Genomic DNA, 18,099 nt, shown 5'->3' on the forward strand with positions numbered 1-18,099 from the left:
TTTCCGTTATCGTCCTAAGTCTTTCGGGAGTCCGAGGATGCGTTCACCGATTGTATTGCGCTGAACTTCGCTCGTCCCTCCGCCGATTGTTGCCCCGAATGATGCGAGATATTGACTTTGCATCTCTCCGTCAAATGTGGAATCATCGTTCGTTAACACGCCAGGATGGCCTTGAATCGACATTGCGAAGTCGAAGAGTTCTTTCGTCAACTCACTAACAAGTAATTTATCGAGCGAACTTTCAGGACCTGGACGACCATTTTTGAGTGTATGTGTAATATTCCGATAGTAATTCAGCTTGGCGCCATTAATGCGCGCATACAAATCGGCAAGTCCGTCTTCAACAAAAGGATCGTCGATTAGAAGACAGCCGTTTACGCGAACGGTTTTCGCCATTTCAATAACTTGTTCGAATTGTTGTTCAAGCGTAAACACTTGCGCCGCAATACCTGAACGTTCGTGAAGCATGAGCGCAATGAGGACAGCCCAGCCTTTGCCTTCTTCACCGACAATATCCTCGTCCGTCCCAATGGCATCGGTTAAATAGACTTCATTGAATTCTTGATGCCCATCCATTTGAACAATCGGACGCGTTTCGACGCCTTCTTGGTCCATATCGAGAAGGAACACCGTAATGCCTTCGTGTTTCTTTTCCGATTGGCTCGTTTTCGTTAAAAGGAAACAACGGTCTGCCAGATGTGCAAAACTGGTCCAAACCTTTTGTCCGTTAATGACCCATTTACCATCTTTTTTGACAGCTGTAGTCTGAAGGGCGGTAAGGTCAGATCCGGCTCCCGGTTCCGAATATCCTTGGCTCCATACTTGTTCACCGGTTAGGATTTTTTCGATGAATTCCTCTTTTTGCGCATCGGTTCCCATTTGCATGAGCGTCGGTGCGACCATGTGAATGCCGATGTAGTTTACAAGGGGAGGGGACTGGACGCGTACCATTTCTTGGTGATAAATAATTTCTTCCATGAGCGTCGCATCACGCCCACCGTATTCTTTCGGCCAGGAAATCGCTGCCCATCCACCTTCATATAACGTCCTCTGCCAGTCGCGTAGAAATTTTGAGTAGTGTTCATTGTCTTCAGGAAGTTTTCGCTCACCTTGCAGCCAACCTTTTGGCAAATTCACTTCAAGCCAGCCACGCAGTTCTCCACGAAACTTCTCCTCTTTTTCCGTAAATGTAAAATCCATCGAGACACACCCTTTCTAATCTCTTTCACTTTCTCTTTTTCTTTTCCTTCTTTATATAAAAGTAGATAGTTTTGCTAACCAGATATGTTGATTGAAGTGGCGGGTGGCGACTCCGGAGGGATCAGCGTAGATCGAAGACCCTGGACTGAGCAAAGCGAGGGAAGCGGCTGAGATCAAGCCCCTCGGAAAGCGTCCACCCATAACGTAAATCAACCCCGTCAACTACCCCCGGTTCAACACCCACTGCGGCAACGCGCGGTCATCCGTAACATCCACCCACGTCATCTTCAATGGCATTCCAATCTCAACAACTTCCGGATCACACTCAATAATATTCGCCATAATCTTCACATCAGGCGCAGCATCCAGTGCAGCCACCGTGATTACTGTTGGCAACTCATACTGGAACCCCGGTAAAAATGGTCGATACGAAACGATATAGGAATACACCGTCGCCGAAATATCCGAACCCAACAACTCCCACTCTGTCTCCGGACTTCCACAAGTCGGACAAGCCGGGCCAGGGGGATGAATGAATGTGCGACACGCTGCACACTTTTGTAATTTAAGTTCATGTCGATCCGCGGCATCCCAATACTCGTGATTATCTGGGGTCTTCAACGGAATCGGCTTTTCATATGCAGTCTGTTTAGTCATCAAGACGCCTCCTTTAATTTCGTAAAATCATCGCACCTGCAATGTCAGGACCGGCCCAACCAGTAGCAATCCCAAGTTCACAATCCTTCACTTGGCGTTCTGTCCCTTTATAGTCATGTCGTAATTGACGAACGAGTTCCAATACATTGTTCATGCCATGTGTGTAGCCTTCAGAAAGCATGCCCCCTGCAGTATTAGAAGGAAGACTTCCTCCCATTTTTATATTTCCAGCTGCAACAAAATCACCGACTTCACCTCGTTTGGCGAAACCATATGATTCTAACTGTCGCAGAACAACCCAACTGAAGCAGTCGTAAATCGAAGCGACTTGGATATCTTCTGGTTTCACACCAGCGGACTTGTACAGCTCCGCAGCTGCATGATCCGCAGCAACTTCATCAACTTGTGTCCAGTAATGCACGTGGGAATGTGTCGTCCGAGGTGCCATGCCAGCGATGAATACCGGCTTCGATTTGCAGTTTTTCGCATTAGCTGCAGACGTCACGATAATTGCATTCGCTTCATCCAACTCCACACAGCAGTCATGGATGTTGAAAGGCATACTGATATCTGGTGTTGCAAGATACGTTTCCATATCAAGTGGTTTACCATTAAGAAATGCATTCGGATTCCTCTGTGCATGCTCGTAGAAACTGATACACACGTGTCCTAAATGCTCTTTCGTAATTCCCGTTTCATGCATATGACGATTCGCGAACATTCCGAACCATTGCGAAGGACTTGCGGAACCATACGGCATGATGAAACTTCCACCTGGCAGCATTTCCTGAAGCATGTTCGGGTCGTAACCGCGCCCGACTTGTACACCGGAACTTCCATTCATCGATCGATAAATGAGAACCGTTTCTAACATACCTGCTTCAATTAAAGCAACTGCATCTGCAATCAGCAGTTCCGTACTACTGCCACCACCGCTAATGTCTTTTACATATTTCGGATGGCAACCGAGGTACGTTGCGAGTTCGTGTGAAGGGCATGAATCGCCGCCAGTGGAATAGTTCATGATTCCATCAAGATCTTTTGCTTCCAACCCAGCATCTTCCAATGCATTACGTGCCGCAGTGAGCGCCATATGAAGGGGAGTCGTACCTGATTTACGGGAACGCTGATTTTCGCCGACACCGACGATTGCGCATTGATTTGAATAAGTTGCCATGTGTGCTGCCTCCTTAGTCAGTGGTTCTAGATTTTACAAGTAAGTGTTGCAGACCCAGTTCCAACCCGTTCACCAGGTGCTTTCTCTGCAATTAATTCAAGTTCTGCTAGACGGTTGCCATCGATTTCAGTGAGTTGCTTCACAACACCACTACACGTAATCGCGTCACCGGGCTTCGTCATCGCACCGAAACGCATGTTGAATTTGCTGACGATTGCTTCGGTTCCAGCAAGTTCCTGAACGTATTGTCCGAGAAATCCCATAATGAGCATGCCATGAGCAATGACACCATCCATGCCAATGCTTTTAGCAAACGCATCATCAGTATGGAGAGGGTTCAAATCGCCTGAGGCTTGCGCATACTGGACGAGTTGTTCATGTGTTACAGGTGGTTTCGAGAGAGCAGGAAGTTGCATCTCTTTGTGCAAATCTGAAAACATAATTTTTGTAATCGCTTTCATTCAATTGGCCCCCTTTTTTGCGGGTCTATAGATAATCGTGTTCCTCGATACTGCAGCAAGAACACCATCTTCAGTTTTCATTTCCGTATCGAGAACGAGGAATTGCATCGTTCCGCTTTTCCCGACGCGGTCGTACACATCAGTTACAGTCATCGTACATTCAAGTCGATCTCCAATTCGGACTGGCTGGTGGTAGATGAATTCCTGTTCACCATGCAACATCCGTTTGAAGTCCAATTTCAGTGGGAACTTAGCATTGCTACCGAGTGAAACTAAAAAGGTGGGTGGAACAGTCACCCCTTCATAAGCCGTGTCAGCCGCGTAGGTTTCATCAAAATAGAGGGGATTCTCATCGCCGATCGCTTGCGCAAATCGGGTGACACGCTCTCGATCGACTTCAGCAATATACGGTTTGCTTGCGATCCCAATCATGCTTTTATCTAAATCCATGAGGCACCTCCAAGAGTATTCATTTAAAATTCCGCCTAATTAAAATAGTATGTTAATTGTATTGACAGCACAATGTATGAATCTCTATAGTTAGCAGTAGATAATTAGAGATTATTCTATAGAGAGAAGGGGAGCACTGTGTCATTACCTATAGAAACCTTTTTAGAACGGATTGGAATCACTTCTCCCTATTCAATTTGGATTGCGAAGGGTGAACTGCAACAAGTCTATGCACTCATCAACCCAAATGGAATGAATCCTCCAAAAACGATGCAAGGAAAACCTATTGAAGTCATACAAGATGAAGGAAGAAGTGTCGTGCAGTTCACGTATTCCCAAGATTATCGGGTCATCTTATTGATAGATGGAGTAGTGGATTTTGATGAAATCGAACTTGAAATGCTCTTCGACTTTTTGCACAAAGGCTATTCCGAGTATTCGGATGAAACCGGACGTGCCAAGCTAGCACGTATTGTCGACAGCATTCGCTATACGACCGCGTCACTCGACTTGGAAGACGTATTTTCGAACATACTGACTCATACGCTCGACGTCATTACGAATGCCGATTATGGAACGCTTTGGTTGTTGGATGAAACACGAGGGAAAATCATTTGTAAGGCATCGGAAGGGTATCGATTTGAAGAGATTCAACAGATGGAATTTGACTTAGGGGAAGGCCCAGTCGGCTATGCATTTGAAGTTGGAAATCCTGTTTTAATTACGGATCCCAGAGGTTTGGAGTATGAAAAAGTCAAACGGATATCTCTCGAGAACAGGAGACGTTGGGGAAGAAGAGTGGAAGATATTACGAATATAAGATCTGTAATTACCTACCCAATCGGTGTTGACGGTCGTATTGAATGTGTCATGTATTTAGGGCAGATCAATTCAGAACAACTCCTAACTGAGCGTGATTTGTGGCTGTTGCAAATCTTTACGACGCAAGTTGGAATCGCAATCCGGAATGCAAAACAGTTTGCCAACATTCGTGAATTGAACGAAAAGCTAGTACAGCGGGATGCCATTCACGCAACGCTCACTGAGTTGTCGGTCCGAAACATGGGGACGGAAAAAATGATCGATGAGTTGAGTAAGATGGCGGGGCAACCCTTGGTGTTCGCAGATTTGTTAATCAACGAAATGATTCCAACATCTGCAAATCTACCTTTAGGAGTATCTTTCAAAGAGTTGCTAGCAAAAATTAAGCTAGAAGGTATTGCAAAAACGATTATACTTAGCACATCCGGTGACATCGTTTTGTATCCGATTCGATCGGGTTCTGTTGTTCTCGGCTGTTTGATTTCTACCTCCCCACAAAAGTTAGAACGGATTGGCGAGCTAGCAATCGAACAAGGAAGTGTGCTACTTGCACTCGAGAGGGTGCAAAAGCAGAATGTGTTAGCGTATTATTATAAAACCCAGCGAGAATTGTTTGAAGAATTACTGCACGCAACGAATCCAGACGTCTTGAATAAAAAAATGGAAGAGCTCGGTATTCGAAATATGGATGGATTTTCGGTTGCGATGTTGCAAGTAACTGGATGCTCTGACCCGCAGGAGCTAGAAGCCCATATTTTCAGATTGATCGCAGAACTGCGTTCAACAGCAGGTGGACTCATTCAAACGATATTCGGATGGCAAAACAAAGTGATTTTAGTAGTAGGCGTGACAGCAAAATCCCAATTGCCACTTATTGAGAAGAAGCTCGGGGATATGATATTCCAACGAACAAAAGCAGACTCAGACTATGTGCTTCACGGTGGAATTGGTTCACTCGTTCATGAAGTGAGTCAAATTGAGCAATCGTATCGAGAGGCAGAAATCGCACTGACCAATCCTCTTGAAGGACAGCGGAATCATCAGCTCGTACGCTATATCGATATTGGAATTAGCCGATTGTTCACGAGCCGTAATACGGAAGAGGTGAGCAAGTTTCTGACAGATATCTTTAATCCGCTACGTGAAGCTGATAGATCTGATGGAACGCTGGAACAGACTCTTCTTGCCTACTTTGCAAGTAATCGCTCAGCAGGCGAAGCGGCGAACCAGTTACACATACACATTAATACGTTGTACCAACGGTTAAAAAAGATAGAAGAAACATTAGATCTCTCGTTAAAGAATACGGATGACGCCCTCCAGTTGCAACTCGCTTGCTACTTAAGACAACGAGCTTAATCCATAAAAATGCCGCCAAAATCGAATGACTCGATCTGGCGGTATTTTCAATTAGAGCATTGTATCATCATCTGAACGACGGCGAGCGGCATCCCGTTGCTCTGTGAAATCGGGTTCCTCTCCGAATTCTGTTCCGTAATTCGGATTTGAGAACCGAGTGTGCTCCACATCAACATCCGTTGCATCATTCGTTTCAAACAATATCCCGAGACTGACAATACCACTAATCCCGACCAACGTGTAAACAATTCTGGAGAGAATAGAATTTTGGCCGCCGAACAAGGTGGCAACTAAGTCAAATTGGAATAAACCAATAAGACCCCAATTTAAAGCCCCGATAATGACGAGAACGAGTGCAATTCGTGTAACGATTCGCATGTTTTCAACTCCTTTTCTAAATTAGGACCCCATTTTCTAGTTGTAGAAAATCATCCATTCTTAGCTTTTGTCAAAAGTTGTTTTTCATACATCCATAAATATGAAAAAACGGACTAGAGAAGGTCGTTGAAAATATTCTATCGTTATCGATGTAACCGCTCGCTATTAAACAAAAATTGCTCAAAGTAAAGCTCTTTCTTTGTTTGAGCAGAATGACTAAGTAATGTGTGTAATCGACCGTTTTGTTGATGAATGATATGTAAAGAGGCTGCTACTGTTACTTTGATACCTGTTGAAAACGTAAGTTCAGTCGTCTTTTTGTCAATTTCTCGAGTTGTGAAGAAATGATTGAAAATCCAGCAGCACGTATCGTGTTTAGAGGAGCTGGTCGGAAAAACTCCGACGCCTTCAGAGAGAATGAATGGAGGTTTTTGCTTAAACTTCAACACTTCAAAAGCCGCTTGTTTTTGTATACGTTTAGTTGTTCGGTTATGCAAGCAGGCTAAGTTGAGAAGTTCCACGGGTGATTTTTTTGAAGTATATGTTCCGTGTAGTGTTACAATTTTGGATCGACTTCCATAATTATCTTTGTGAGCCAGTAGTGCTAATGCTTGGCTATCAAGTAAATAACTTTCACAATTCATTCCGATTCATCTCCTATAACTGTTTAATAGTTCCATTATACGACATTTATAGTAATTAGAATAGTGTGAAAAATTGATTATTTATCGACGTAATTCGACAATAAATTAGGGCGTTGGTATGGGAGTTAATTAAACTGAATATGACTAAATCAAATTTATTGAGTTCATCATGTTTTGAACAAAGTGCTATCAAGTTGCTGAGCGAGGATTATTAATCTAATACAAGGGCGTATTAAGAAGTAACTTTTTTAATTCGATTCAAAAAGTAATTATAGATACTTTTTGCGGTCACCCGAAATCCCCAAAGCTAATTTAGACCGCGAACACAATACATTATGACATATATAGAAAATTTACTGATTGTCATAACTTGATGTTTGAGCACCTGTTTCGAGAACGGATTGCAGGGGAAAGTATTCTAAAAGGACTTGGCGCAGAATAAGAGTGAGTTTTTGCCGTATTAGCGATTCAAGAATCCTGAAATTGCTTAAGAATGTGCACTAAAAATCAACGAGTGTTTGAAGCGATACGAAAATGTGATGACTTTGTTGGTATGGATTGGAGTAAAGTTAGAAAAGGTGACGACTATTTAAAACAAAGAAAAGGACATCATAAAGTGTGGGTTAGGTGTTTTTTTGATAGGAATGGGTTGAAATTATTGAGTAAAGGAGGAATTCATATGCACACGTTTAACAAAGCGATGCTTATCTATAATGAGCATGCTGGGGATGAAGACGTGGAAGCGAAACTCGCCGCAGTTGTTCCAGTTCTTGGGAAAGCAGTGAAAGAGTTGACGATTGTGAGTCCCGAAAGTTCTGAGGAAACGCGCCTACTTTGTGAAACAGCAGATGACACGGAACTCATAGCTATCATGGGTGGAGACGGAACGGTTCATCAATGCATAGACGCAATTTCGAAGCTTGACGTGCGACCGCTACTTGCAATTTTACCTGGAGGGACATCGAATGATTTCACGCGAACTCTTGGCATTCCTCAAAATTTACGGGATGCTACTGAAGCGTTGCTATCTGGAGAAATCCGGACAATCGATGTAGGAAGAGAAGGAAATCAGCATTTCATTAACTTCTGGGGAATTGGGCTCGTGGCTGACACGTCAAAAAATGTCGATGAAGGACAAAAGAAGAGTTTGGGACCGCTAAGTTACATAGCAAGTACGATACGAACGATGCGTGAAGCAGAAAGTTTTCCGTATCATATTGTTTCTAGTGGAATCGACATAGAAGGTGAGGCCATTGCTATATTTGTGTTGAATGGAAATTCGCTTGCGACGACACCGATTCCAATAGGGGCAATCAGTCCATCTGATGCCAAGCTGGATGTGCTCGTCGTGAAAAATTCCAATTTAGCGATGCTTCGCGAGTTGATGTCTCTACGGAAGTCTGAAACCGATGCGACACAACTCAATATGCTGGAGTATATGCAAGTGAGTGAGTTGCAAATAGATGCTCCGAGTCAGCGGAGAGTGGATATGGACGGGGAGCTATACGATTTTCGATCGGGACGTATTCAATTACTTCCAGGGCATTTGAGGATGTTGGTGCCTACTATAAAGTGAATTATTTTATCGCTTCGTCTTTGGGGACGGGGCGATTTTACGTTGTCAATCAAAACTGTCGTATTCTCGATCAATTGCGAGGGTTTGTCCATCACATAACTTAATTTACCAATCAACTCACTGCACTTCTCCGACACATCCCGAAGTTTCTCGATAACGAGACACAATTCATCTGCATTAAGGGATTAATTGGTAGCGCTACGCTTGTTGTGTGGGCTATTTCGCTGCATAAACAATCCCCATAACACTAGGGAACGTTTCTCAATCAGAAAATTGGCTTTCTCCGACACTTAGAGCGATTTCTCGATCACATAGTGCCCTTTACCAATCAACTCCCTGCACTTCTCCGACATATCCCGAAGTTTCTCGATAACGAGACACAATTCTTCTACATTAAGGGATTAATTGGTAGCGCTTCGCTTGTTGTGTGGGCTATTTCGCTGCATAAACAATCCCCATAACACTAGGGAACGTTTCTCAATCAGAAAACTGGCTTTCTCCGACACTTAGAGCGATTTCTCAATCACATAGTGCCCTTTACCAATCAACTCCCTGCACTTCTCCGACACATCGCGAAGTTTCTCGATAACGAGACACAATTCAACTGCGTTAAGGGATTAATTGGTAGCGCTACGCTTGTTGTGTGGGCTATTTCACTGCATAAACAATCCCCATAACACTAGGGAACGTTTCTCAATCAGAAAACCGGCTTTCTCCGACACTTGGAGCGATTTCTCGATCACTTAGTGCCCTTTACCAATCAAATCCCTGCACTTCTCCGACACATCTCGAAGTTTCTCGATAACGAGACACAATTCATCTGCGTTAAGGGATTAATTGGTAGCGCCTTACAGTACTGCACTCGCTGAGTTTTTCTAAAATCACATCCAAAACAAAAAAGCGCACCCAATTCACTAGGTGCGCCACTTCAAACTTCACTTAAACACTTGTGCAGCCTTTACCGCTTTCTGCCAACCTTTATACAAAGAATCCCGTTCTGCATCTTTCATCTTCGGCTCAAACTCATGATCAAGCTGCCAGCGTTCCGCAATCTGTGAGCAATCTTTCCAGAATCCGACCGCTAGGCCAGCTAGATAAGCAGCTCCGAGTGCAGTTGTTTCATTAATAGAAGGACGTTCAACGGGTACGCCTAATAAGTCCGCTTGAAATTGCATTAAGAAGTTGTTCGCAACAGCACCGCCGTCTACTCGCATTGACTTCAACGAAATACCTGAATCGGCTTCCATCGCGTCTAAGACGTCTTTTGTCTGATAGGCGAGAGATTCAAGCGTCGCCCGGATGAAATGCTCTTTCTCCGTTCCTCGTGTCAATCCGAATACAGCCCCGCGGACATCGCTGTCCCAATGAGGTGTACCGAGTCCAACAAACGCTGGGACTACGTATACGCCATCGGAAGACGTGACGCGTTCTGCATAGGCTTCGCTTTGTTCGGAGCTGCGTAACATCCGCAGTCCGTCGCGCAACCATTGAATTGCCGAACCTGCCACAAAAATACTTCCTTCCAACGCATACTCGACTTTTCCGTCAAGTCCCCAGGAAATCGTCGTCAATAGACCATTCTCGGATTGGACGGCTTCTTCACCGGTGTTCATCAACATGAAACAACCAGTGCCATACGTGCTTTTCACCATGCCTTTTTCAAAACAGGCTTGCCCGAAAAGTGCAGCTTGCTGATCACCAGCAATTCCTGCAATTGGAACTGCGCGACCGAAAAACTTACTTGCTTCTGTATGCGCATACACTTCCGAAGAGGGTCGGACTTCCGGAAGCATAGCAGGGGGGACGTCCAAAATAGTGAGCAATTCTTCATCCCACTGCAAATCGTGAATATTGTACATCAGTGTACGGGATGCGTTTGAGTAATCTGTAATGTGCGCCTCACCACCCGACAATTTCCACACGAGCCAAGTGTCGATCGTTCCAAACAGCAAGTCCCCACGTTCCGCCTTCTCCCGAGCACCTTCCACATGATCGAGAATCCATTTCACTTTTGTGCCCGAGAAATAAGGGTCGATGAGAAGCCCTGTTTTCTTGCGAATCAAATCTGCATGACCGGCTTCTTTCAACTCTTCGCAAATGCTGGACGTTTGACGGGACTGCCAGACAATCGCATTGTAAATCGGATTACCCGTCGCTTTGTCCCAAACGACCGTCGTTTCGCGTTGGTTTGTAATGCCGATCCCTGCAATTTGATCAGGTGACAAATTCTTCTCGGACAGCACACCAGCAATCACGGATAGAATTGAACTCCAAATTTCAGTGGCATTATGTTCGACCCAACCCGTTTGTGGAAAATACTGCTTGAATTCCTGTTGAGCGGTGAACACAGATTCACCTTGTTCATTAAATAAGATGGCACGAGAACTGGTCGTTCCTTGGTCGAGTGCAAGCATGTACGTCTCTTTCATACAACTTCCTCCCAGCGTAAATGGCCCCCATTAAGGAAGCGTTTCCTTCAGTTTATCATAGTGAAGGTAGAACCTGGTTATCAAAGGAAAGCCAATAAACCCCTTGCTGAAATACAAGCAAGGGGTAAGGGGCATTAGAATTTGTCAGTGCGTTGGTTTCGATCCGCATCAGTCAGGTCGCCTTTGAAAGTTACGTCGTTCGTTTCGCCTTCTCGATTCACATCAACTTCTTCGCGTTTGACTGTTTCATCAACGTGTTCTGTATCTGTCACTCTTTTTTTGTTAATGACAATTTCTTCGGTGACCACCGGTTTTTTCGTCACTTCCACTTTTTCTTCAGTAACAGGGACACGAATCGTCTCTTCATCGAATGCATTCGTTGCACGGAAGTCCTCTTCGACGGGCTGGCTGAACACACCGTTTACAGGACGTCGTTCAATTGTAATCTCTTCATGTTCAACAGGGATGTCCACTTTTTTGCGGTCTTCCACTACATTTTTGTCGACAGTGACTTCACCTTTTTGGACTTGCTGTTTGTCCACACTGAGACGTTCTTCGTGAACTTGCATTTTTTCAGGAACTTCTTCGATGCTGCGATTGAACTCACCTTCACCTCGAGCACGGTCCGTATTCACCGTCTTCTGTTGTGCGTCCGCTGTATGAGCATAATTGCCATGCAATGAACCGTGTTCACGTTCGGCTGCTAGTCCACCTGTCGTGCTGAGAGGATCCGTATAGGAATCTGTCTTAACCTTCGCATCATTTGCTGAATCGATCGAAGCGTATCGAACGTTATTTTCTCGGTGATATGTATCTACTTCACCTTCATCTACATAAAGCAACATTGCTCCATCATGGATCTCACGTGTGTAACGGTCTTTTTCTGCTTCACTCAAACCTGTATCACTCAATAGATTATAAATATGGTCTTCTCCGGATATGAAGTTCATGAACTTATCCATCCAAGAGCCTTCGGGCGTTTTCACCTCAGCATCCGTCCGGCTGCGAAGCATATGTAGATCATGGTCATCTTTTGCGATTACGTAAATATTATCATCTGAAATTCCGGTTGCTTTTAACTCTTGCACCTTTGCAATGAGTTCTGTTTCTGTCTGGAATGTCCCAACAAATCGTTTTTCATTATTCATAACTAAATTCCTCCTCATATTTTGGGTTCAATCTGTTATATTATTTTGCGGTGCTAGAGATTGATTACCCGGGGTGTTATTTCTAGAAACCTATTTAGAGGTTAAAACAACAAATGACATCACCTTGTAATCTTGCTGTCACATCAACTAGTGAATGTTACATAGTCAAGATTGTAATGGAATGTGCATTCTAGAAGGAGGAGGCAATACAAAAAAATAAGATTCAAAGTAGATAGGAGACATCAGGTTTGGTACACTGTTCTCTAACATAATCCATGATTTTATATTTGGTTAGGAAGTGGGAGAATGGAAAACTTAGCATTAATCAGCGTAGTCGCAGTACTCGCGCTCGGCATCTTTTCCCAGTGGCTCGCCTGGCGGATTCAGTGGCCATCCATTGTCATCATGTCAATCGCAGGGTTGCTGATTGGTCCTGTTTTAGGATTGATCAATCCTGAAGCCGCGCTCGGTGATTTATATGGGCCGCTCATTTCACTAGCGGTTGCCGTTATTCTTTTTGAGGGTAGTTCGAATTTAGATATCCGTGAAATCAAAGGAATTTCCAAATCTGTTACTCGCATTGTTACGATCGGGGCATTTCTCGCTTGGATTCTCGGATCCCTCACGGCACACTATGTAGCGGGATTACAGTGGGAAATTGCTTTCATTATAGGTGGATTATTTGTAGTAACTGGTCCTACAGTAATCATCCCGTTGCTTAGGAGTGCGAAATTGAAATCCAGGACAGCTGCTGTGCTGAAATGGGAAGGGATTATCGTCGATCCGGCAGGACCACTTCTTGCACTATTTGCATATGAAGTAATTAAAGTGTTGAGCAATGATAATTTAACAATGAGTAATTTGCTCAGTTTCTTTGGAGGCGCGGGTCTTGCGATTCTTCTCGGACTTGGAGTAGGACTTCTCATCACGGTTATGGCGTCTAAAGGACAGTTTCCAGAATACTTGAAATCGCCGATTGTACTGGCTTTGGTTTTAATCTGCTTCATGCTAGCTGAAGTAATTATGCACGAAACTGGCATGCTTGCAGTCACCGTGATGGGGCTGACAATTGGTCGTTCTAAGCAATATGTGTCATCAATCGGAAACCTTGGGCATTTTGTTGAAAATGTCTCTGTCATGTTAACTTCTACTGTATTCATCCTCTTAACGGCGTCTTTGCCGAGAGAGACGATTGCTCAAATGTTTACACTACCGATTATGGCATTCGTGTTAGTGACTTTGTTCGTTGTGCGTCCGTTGTCAATTTGGATTTCAACAATCGGTACGGAACTTGAACGAAATGAGAAAATATTAATCGGTTGGATTGCGCCACGCGGTATCGTGGCACTTACTGTTGCTGGATACTTTTCAAGCATTCTAGTCAATGATGGATATGAAGAAGCGAGTCTTCTTACAGCTTTAACCTTTGCGCTTGTTATAATAACAGTATGTGCGCACGGCTTCACAATCGGCCCGCTAGCGAAAAAGCTTCATTTAGCGAGTAATGAACCACCTGGGATTTTAATTATCGGAGCTAGTAACTTTTCAGCATCTCTCGGTGAGGAATTGAAGAAATTGGGGATTCCAGCACTGATTATGGATCCTTCTCGAGGGCGACTGAACTTAGCCGCCGCAAAAGGTGTTCAGACGTTCGAAGGGCAGATTTTATCGGAACAAGCGAGATTTGCGGTCGACCTAACGCCTTATAGTACGATGTTGGCGATGACAGGTGACGCGTCGTATAACGCGCTCATTACCCAATCTTTCGCACCTGAATTTGGCTTTAACAATACGTTTTCATTGCCAGTGGCTGTAAATCATCATATGAACGAATCGGAACTCCCGATCTCATTGAAAGCCCATTTGCTCTTCAGGGAAGATGCGACATTCACAGAACTCAACCGGAAAATTAACACGACATATGAAATCGAGGAAATTGCCACCAACGAGATTGAAAATGTCGATAACTGGTTAGAAGAATTGCCAGAGCAAATTACTCCGCTTTTCATTAAGAAAGAGAACGAGACAATTGTATTCGTCACATTGCGTAAAAAAATCAATTTAGAACAAGGCGACGTCCTTGTCGTCATGCGACCTAAAAATGAGAAAAAGGAGCATTCCGCTTAAGCGGGAGCTCCTTTTTCATTTAGACAATATTGGTTACTTCGTGCGCTTGGCTTTCTAACTCAGCAGCAGACGAAGCAAGGTGGAAAAATGCATCCATGGCAACTTCCACATCTTTTTTACATTCAACGATGTTAGCCTGTGCTCGCTCAGTTCCAGAAGCAATCAAGGTAACTTCTTTCTTGATGGATTCTATTCCGTCACGTACTTCTACAATGGAAGCCTCCACATTGGATGATAGTTTTCGAACTTCTTTAGCAACAACGTCAAACCCTCGCCCATGCTCACCAGCACGTGCAGCTTCAATAGCAGCATTCAATGCAAGCAAGTTCGTCTGTGAAGCAATTGACCGAATCGTTTTGACGATGCCTTGAATGTTTTCAGAATGCTTTTGAAGTATCTCTAGATTATTCGTGTTGTTGGTAGAGACATCTGCTAACTCTCCAATTCGCTTCAACAATTCTTCGTTTCGATTTCTTCCTTCGTCTGCCTGTTCAGTGAGAGATTGCGCCATTTGATTAAGTTCTGCAACGACGCTTAAGGCAGTATCTTGACGCTTCGTTACATCTGTCGCTACCTTTGTGACACCGAGAACAGTCCGCTTGTCTTCACTGAAGACAGGCATGTAGGTCGCTTCTAGCCACACGGTCGATCCATCTTTGGCTTTTCGCTTAATTTTTCCAGAAGAAGAGAGCCCTTTACGTAAGTCTTTCCACATGGATTCGTATACAGAGCTGTTCACAAGTTCCGGAAAACATAACTTTTCATGAGGCATACCAATCATTTCTTCGGGACGATACCCAACAGCAGACGCAAAGTTTTTGTTCACATATGCGACGCGTTTGTCGAGTCCGAATCGAATGATTGCAAGATTTTCTTCTAATGCGTTAACAACGAGTTGGTCGGATACAGATTCAGATGTTAAAACGTTCAAATAATCCCCTCCTAGGACTTCTGTAATGAATTGTTATCTATTATACATGTTGTGAATCGTATGTACTATAAAAACTAACTGAATGACATGAAAAATACAAAATTTCAAATGGGAATTAGATTAATAGAACTATTTTTTAAGGAGTACTATTATCTCTAAATAATAATTGATGGCCGCTATGTGATTACGGCAATACGGTCAAGATCAAAAGAATTGGACTTAACTTATTTTTTCTACCCGATGAAGATAAATCGAAACGCTAGCTTATAGAAATCTTTTTAAAACAAAGAAACAGAGGCTAAGTGGTAGCCTCTGTTTGAATTGTATATACGATAAGGAATTGTTAATAGTCTCGTTTATTCAACTGTTCATCAAAGATATCACCTTGTACAGGTTCATTCTCTCTCTGTTCTTTACGGGAGAGAAGTGAATCACGTTCAAGTTCTTCGGCAATTCTACCCGGACGGTCATTTACAGCGTCTTGAAACTCTTGGCGACGCTGTTCCTGTTCAGGATCACGTCCTAGTTCACCCGCAAAATCAGTGGTTTCTAGCCCGTTGGAAATCGTATCATCCGCTGCTACGCTGAATTCAGAACGCTCAATTGGACGCTCGTGTACTGGTGTCACTCTTTCTTGTGTATGGTGAGGTATCGTATCACCAAATGTTGGCTGTTCAGGTACGCGTGTGACGCCGTCGCCTGGAGGTGCGACCCAAGTATTTGCACCAAGATTTGGATCGCCTACATTCTCTCCGATGCCGAATGGTTGACCCACCTCTTGATGCTGACCAGGCATGTCATTCGTTTCATCCACGTACAGCAACATACTGCCATTGTTAACGTCTTGGTAAAATCCAGCCTTCTCATCATCCGTAAACCCAAGGTCATCCATCATACTCCGGACGCGATCTTCACCGGTCATGAAATCCATGAATTTATCCAGCCAGGATTCATGAGTCGTTTGAATCTCAGCATCCGTTCGACTTTGCAACATCTTTACTTGGTCTTCACTTTTAGCAATTACAAAAATTTGATGGTCTACATAGCCTTCTGCTTTTAATGCTACTACCTTAGCCAATAGTTCTGGCTCTGTATGAAACATCCCAATGAATCGTTTGCCCTGTTCCATTTTGAAACGCCTCCTGTTGAGTTTGTTTGCTAGTACTCAAATGAACTGTTGTTAGTGTTTGGATACCCGGGCTATAAGCCACAGAAACCTCAATAATACTAAGTGGGGGCAAACGTCATTAATTTGTAATCGAGTTGTCATCTAACATGAAATTCTATTAGGGGGGATATTATATGAAGGAAAACAAAAAAGAGATGCAATCGCATCTCTGTCACCTATACTCAAATTAATTAATATGCATCAATTAATTTCTTTTCAAAGTCTTTCAACGAATGGTTCGGAGAGATTCCTTGGCGTTTGAGTTCATAACGATTGTCACCGAGTTTTACGGTTCCAGAGTTCGTTGTAAATGCCATCCGAATGCCTGCAGCCGAAATAGCTTTTTTACTCGTTTCGTTAAATTGACCGAACGGATACGCCAAATATCGAATATTAGGATCTAGCATGTCAAATGCTTTCGACACTTGGAAACGACCGAGATCGATATCAGCTTTGATTTCTTTAGGTGTTGAAGTTGTCAAGTAAGGCTCTCGTGTACCAGGTCTGCGTAAATGCAATCCGTGAGTGTGGTGTTGGAACGAAAAGACATCAGCGGTTTCGCGGATCTCTTTCAGTCCGACATATTGAAACGCTTGGTCATCCCATGGTTGAGCCTGTTGCTTAATACGGGATGTAATGAGAAATGAAGTTGCAGTGAACCCTTTTTCCGCTAACAAGGGATATGCATACTTTTGAAGTGAAAGTAGACCATCGTCAAAAGTGATTAAGACGGTTTTATCCGTCAAATTTTTACGAAGCATAAGCCAATTATCCAATTCTTCAGGAGTGATAGTTTTCCAACCATTCTTTTTTAAGTAGTCCATTTGTTGTTGAAACGGAGCCAAGTCAATTACCATGTTATTGTTTGCAAAAGGTGTAGCTGCTCGATTTTCAACGATTTGATGATACATGAGAACAGGAATCCCTGGATCCGCAGTCACGAGCGTTTTGGGAATGAATCCCCGGACGCCACCGAGGTTTACTTGTACATGGGTTTTTGTTTCCGCAATAACCGGAAGACGCTGTCCGGGGTTAATGTATCCGACTCGATAGCCTCCCCGTAGTGCACTTGCAACGGAAACCCGACTTTTCGTTATGATAGTTTTTCGTCCCTTAGGCAATGGTTTTTCCTTAGACGGAGGAGCGGCTTGAACAATATGAATTGGGACTAGCAATTTATCGTTTCCAAATGACAAATAACCGTATTTGTCGTCTTGACCAACCATCTCGTAAGGAACACCTTTCATGAAAGTTGCTGTACCAACTAACTGATCCCCATCCATTGCATAACCGCCCGTAGATTTTGATAAAGTGACCATTGAACTTTGAGCAGCAGCTTGAGCACTCGATTGTGATACGACGACTAGAAAACATACCAAAAGACCAGCCCATAAAACAGACCACCGTTTCTTTTTGAACACATGCAACATTCCTTTGTTTATAGTAATAAAACAGTTCTAATTCCTTAGATGATTATAACATAATGGTATCAGTAATTTGGATAGAATTAGAAAAAATATTAAAAAAGTCAATCATTTGAATCATGCGTTTAAAATGAGTGTTGATTATATA

At 43.5% G+C, this 18,099-nt stretch carries 15 protein-coding genes; 3 read left to right on the top strand and 12 right to left on the bottom strand.

The window, feature by feature from the left end:
• Positions 1–6 precede the first annotated feature (6 nt).
• From M3197_RS02120 to M3197_RS02140, 5 genes are all read right to left on the bottom strand, one after another.
• Positions 7–1,200 carry an acyl-CoA dehydrogenase family protein gene (locus M3197_RS02120; protein WP_251658358.1) on the bottom strand — a complete coding sequence of 398 codons (1,194 nt, stop codon included), beginning with the start codon at positions 1,198–1,200 and terminating at the stop codon, positions 7–9.
• Positions 1,201–1,422: 222 nt separating this feature from the next.
• A complete protein-coding gene (locus M3197_RS02125) occupies positions 1,423–1,857 on the bottom strand; it encodes a Zn-ribbon domain-containing OB-fold protein (RefSeq protein WP_251658359.1) in 435 nt (144 codons plus the stop codon).
• A 13-nt stretch (positions 1,858–1,870) separates the two neighbouring features.
• Positions 1,871–3,034, bottom strand: coding sequence for a thiolase C-terminal domain-containing protein (locus M3197_RS02130; protein WP_251658360.1), 1,164 nt, complete (start codon positions 3,032–3,034; stop codon positions 1,871–1,873).
• 26 nt (positions 3,035–3,060) lie between these two features.
• On the bottom strand, positions 3,061–3,495 hold the full coding sequence (locus tag M3197_RS02135; RefSeq protein ID WP_251658361.1) for a MaoC/PaaZ C-terminal domain-containing protein: 435 nt from the start codon (positions 3,493–3,495) through the stop codon (positions 3,061–3,063).
• Positions 3,496–3,945: a MaoC family dehydratase N-terminal domain-containing protein gene (locus M3197_RS02140; protein WP_251658362.1), complete on the bottom strand. Its 450-nt coding sequence runs from the start codon at positions 3,943–3,945 to the stop codon at positions 3,496–3,498.
• Between the two features lie 138 nt (positions 3,946–4,083).
• Between M3197_RS02140 and M3197_RS02145 the strand changes: the two genes are divergently transcribed.
• Positions 4,084–6,126, top strand: coding sequence for a helix-turn-helix domain-containing protein (locus M3197_RS02145; protein WP_251658363.1), 2,043 nt, complete (start codon positions 4,084–4,086; stop codon positions 6,124–6,126).
• Positions 6,127–6,177: 51 nt separating this feature from the next.
• On the opposite strand, the gene M3197_RS02150 is transcribed toward M3197_RS02145, so the two are convergent.
• Positions 6,178–6,504, bottom strand: coding sequence for a DUF378 domain-containing protein (locus M3197_RS02150; protein ID WP_251658364.1), 327 nt, complete (start codon positions 6,502–6,504; stop codon positions 6,178–6,180).
• A gap of 143 nt (positions 6,505–6,647) precedes the next feature.
• Positions 6,648–7,148: a competence protein ComK gene (locus tag M3197_RS02155; RefSeq protein ID WP_251658365.1), complete on the bottom strand. Its 501-nt coding sequence runs from the start codon at positions 7,146–7,148 to the stop codon at positions 6,648–6,650.
• Positions 7,149–7,827: 679 nt separating this feature from the next.
• On the opposite strand from M3197_RS02155, the gene M3197_RS02160 reads away from it, so the two are divergent.
• The gene (locus M3197_RS02160; RefSeq protein WP_251658366.1) at positions 7,828–8,724 is read left to right on the top strand and encodes a diacylglycerol/lipid kinase family protein; all 897 of its coding nucleotides are present in this window, start codon (positions 7,828–7,830) and stop codon (positions 8,722–8,724) included.
• Between the two features lie 935 nt (positions 8,725–9,659).
• Here the strand turns inward: M3197_RS02160 and glpK are convergent.
• Both glpK and M3197_RS02170 read right to left on the bottom strand, forming a co-directional pair.
• The gene (gene glpK, locus M3197_RS02165; RefSeq protein WP_251658367.1) at positions 9,660–11,153 is read right to left on the bottom strand and encodes a glycerol kinase GlpK; all 1,494 of its coding nucleotides are present in this window, start codon (positions 11,151–11,153) and stop codon (positions 9,660–9,662) included.
• A 134-nt stretch (positions 11,154–11,287) separates the two neighbouring features.
• Complete coding sequence (locus tag M3197_RS02170) at positions 11,288–12,301, bottom strand: YsnF/AvaK domain-containing protein (RefSeq protein WP_251658368.1); 1,014 nt, start codon at positions 12,299–12,301, stop codon at positions 11,288–11,290.
• 306 nt (positions 12,302–12,607) lie between these two features.
• Here M3197_RS02170 and M3197_RS02175 point away from each other — a divergent pair, with 306 nt between their 5' ends.
• Positions 12,608–14,428 carry a cation:proton antiporter gene (locus M3197_RS02175; protein ID WP_251658369.1) on the top strand — a complete coding sequence of 607 codons (1,821 nt, stop codon included), beginning with the start codon at positions 12,608–12,610 and terminating at the stop codon, positions 14,426–14,428.
• A gap of 19 nt (positions 14,429–14,447) precedes the next feature.
• On the opposite strand, the gene M3197_RS17310 is transcribed toward M3197_RS02175, so the two are convergent.
• The 3 genes from M3197_RS17310 to M3197_RS17390 form a co-directional block, all read right to left on the bottom strand.
• Positions 14,448–15,359, bottom strand: coding sequence for a methyl-accepting chemotaxis protein (locus M3197_RS17310; RefSeq protein ID WP_285851044.1), 912 nt, complete (start codon positions 15,357–15,359; stop codon positions 14,448–14,450).
• Positions 15,360–15,702: 343 nt separating this feature from the next.
• Positions 15,703–16,488, bottom strand: a complete 786-nt coding sequence (locus M3197_RS02190; protein WP_251658370.1) for a YflT domain-containing protein — start codon at positions 16,486–16,488, stop codon at positions 15,703–15,705.
• Between the two features lie 230 nt (positions 16,489–16,718).
• Positions 16,719–17,948 (bottom strand): polysaccharide deacetylase family protein, encoded by a 1,230-nt coding sequence (locus tag M3197_RS17390; RefSeq protein ID WP_251658371.1) that lies wholly within the window; start codon positions 17,946–17,948, stop codon positions 16,719–16,721.
• Positions 17,949–18,099 lie beyond the last annotated feature (151 nt).

The organism is Sporosarcina aquimarina, assembly GCF_023715615.1.
Taxonomy (GTDB): domain Bacteria; phylum Bacillota; class Bacilli; order Bacillales_A; family Planococcaceae; genus Sporosarcina; species Sporosarcina aquimarina_A.

Excerpts from the sequence above, each read along its gene's own strand:
- M3197_RS02120 (WP_251658358.1), bottom strand. The coding sequence starts at position 1,200 with ATGGATTTTACATTTACGGAAAAAGAGGAGAAGTTTCGTGGAGAACTG.
- M3197_RS02125 (WP_251658359.1), bottom strand. The coding sequence starts at position 1,857 with ATGACTAAACAGACTGCATATGAAAAGCCGATTCCGTTGAAGACCCCA.
- M3197_RS02130 (WP_251658360.1), bottom strand. The coding sequence starts at position 3,034 with ATGGCAACTTATTCAAATCAATGCGCAATCGTCGGTGTCGGCGAAAAT.
- M3197_RS02135 (WP_251658361.1), bottom strand. The coding sequence starts at position 3,495 with ATGAAAGCGATTACAAAAATTATGTTTTCAGATTTGCACAAAGAGATG.
- M3197_RS02140 (WP_251658362.1), bottom strand. The coding sequence starts at position 3,945 with ATGGATTTAGATAAAAGCATGATTGGGATCGCAAGCAAACCGTATATT.
- M3197_RS02150 (WP_251658364.1), bottom strand. The coding sequence starts at position 6,504 with ATGCGAATCGTTACACGAATTGCACTCGTTCTCGTCATTATCGGGGCT.
- M3197_RS02155 (WP_251658365.1), bottom strand. The coding sequence starts at position 7,148 with ATGAATTGTGAAAGTTATTTACTTGATAGCCAAGCATTAGCACTACTG.
- M3197_RS02160 (WP_251658366.1), top strand. The coding sequence starts at position 7,828 with ATGCACACGTTTAACAAAGCGATGCTTATCTATAATGAGCATGCTGGG.
- glpK (WP_251658367.1), bottom strand. The coding sequence starts at position 11,153 with ATGAAAGAGACGTACATGCTTGCACTCGACCAAGGAACGACCAGTTCT.
- M3197_RS02170 (WP_251658368.1), bottom strand. The coding sequence starts at position 12,301 with ATGAATAATGAAAAACGATTTGTTGGGACATTCCAGACAGAAACAGAA.
- M3197_RS02175 (WP_251658369.1), top strand. The coding sequence starts at position 12,608 with ATGGAAAACTTAGCATTAATCAGCGTAGTCGCAGTACTCGCGCTCGGC.
- M3197_RS02190 (WP_251658370.1), bottom strand. The coding sequence starts at position 16,488 with ATGGAACAGGGCAAACGATTCATTGGGATGTTTCATACAGAGCCAGAA.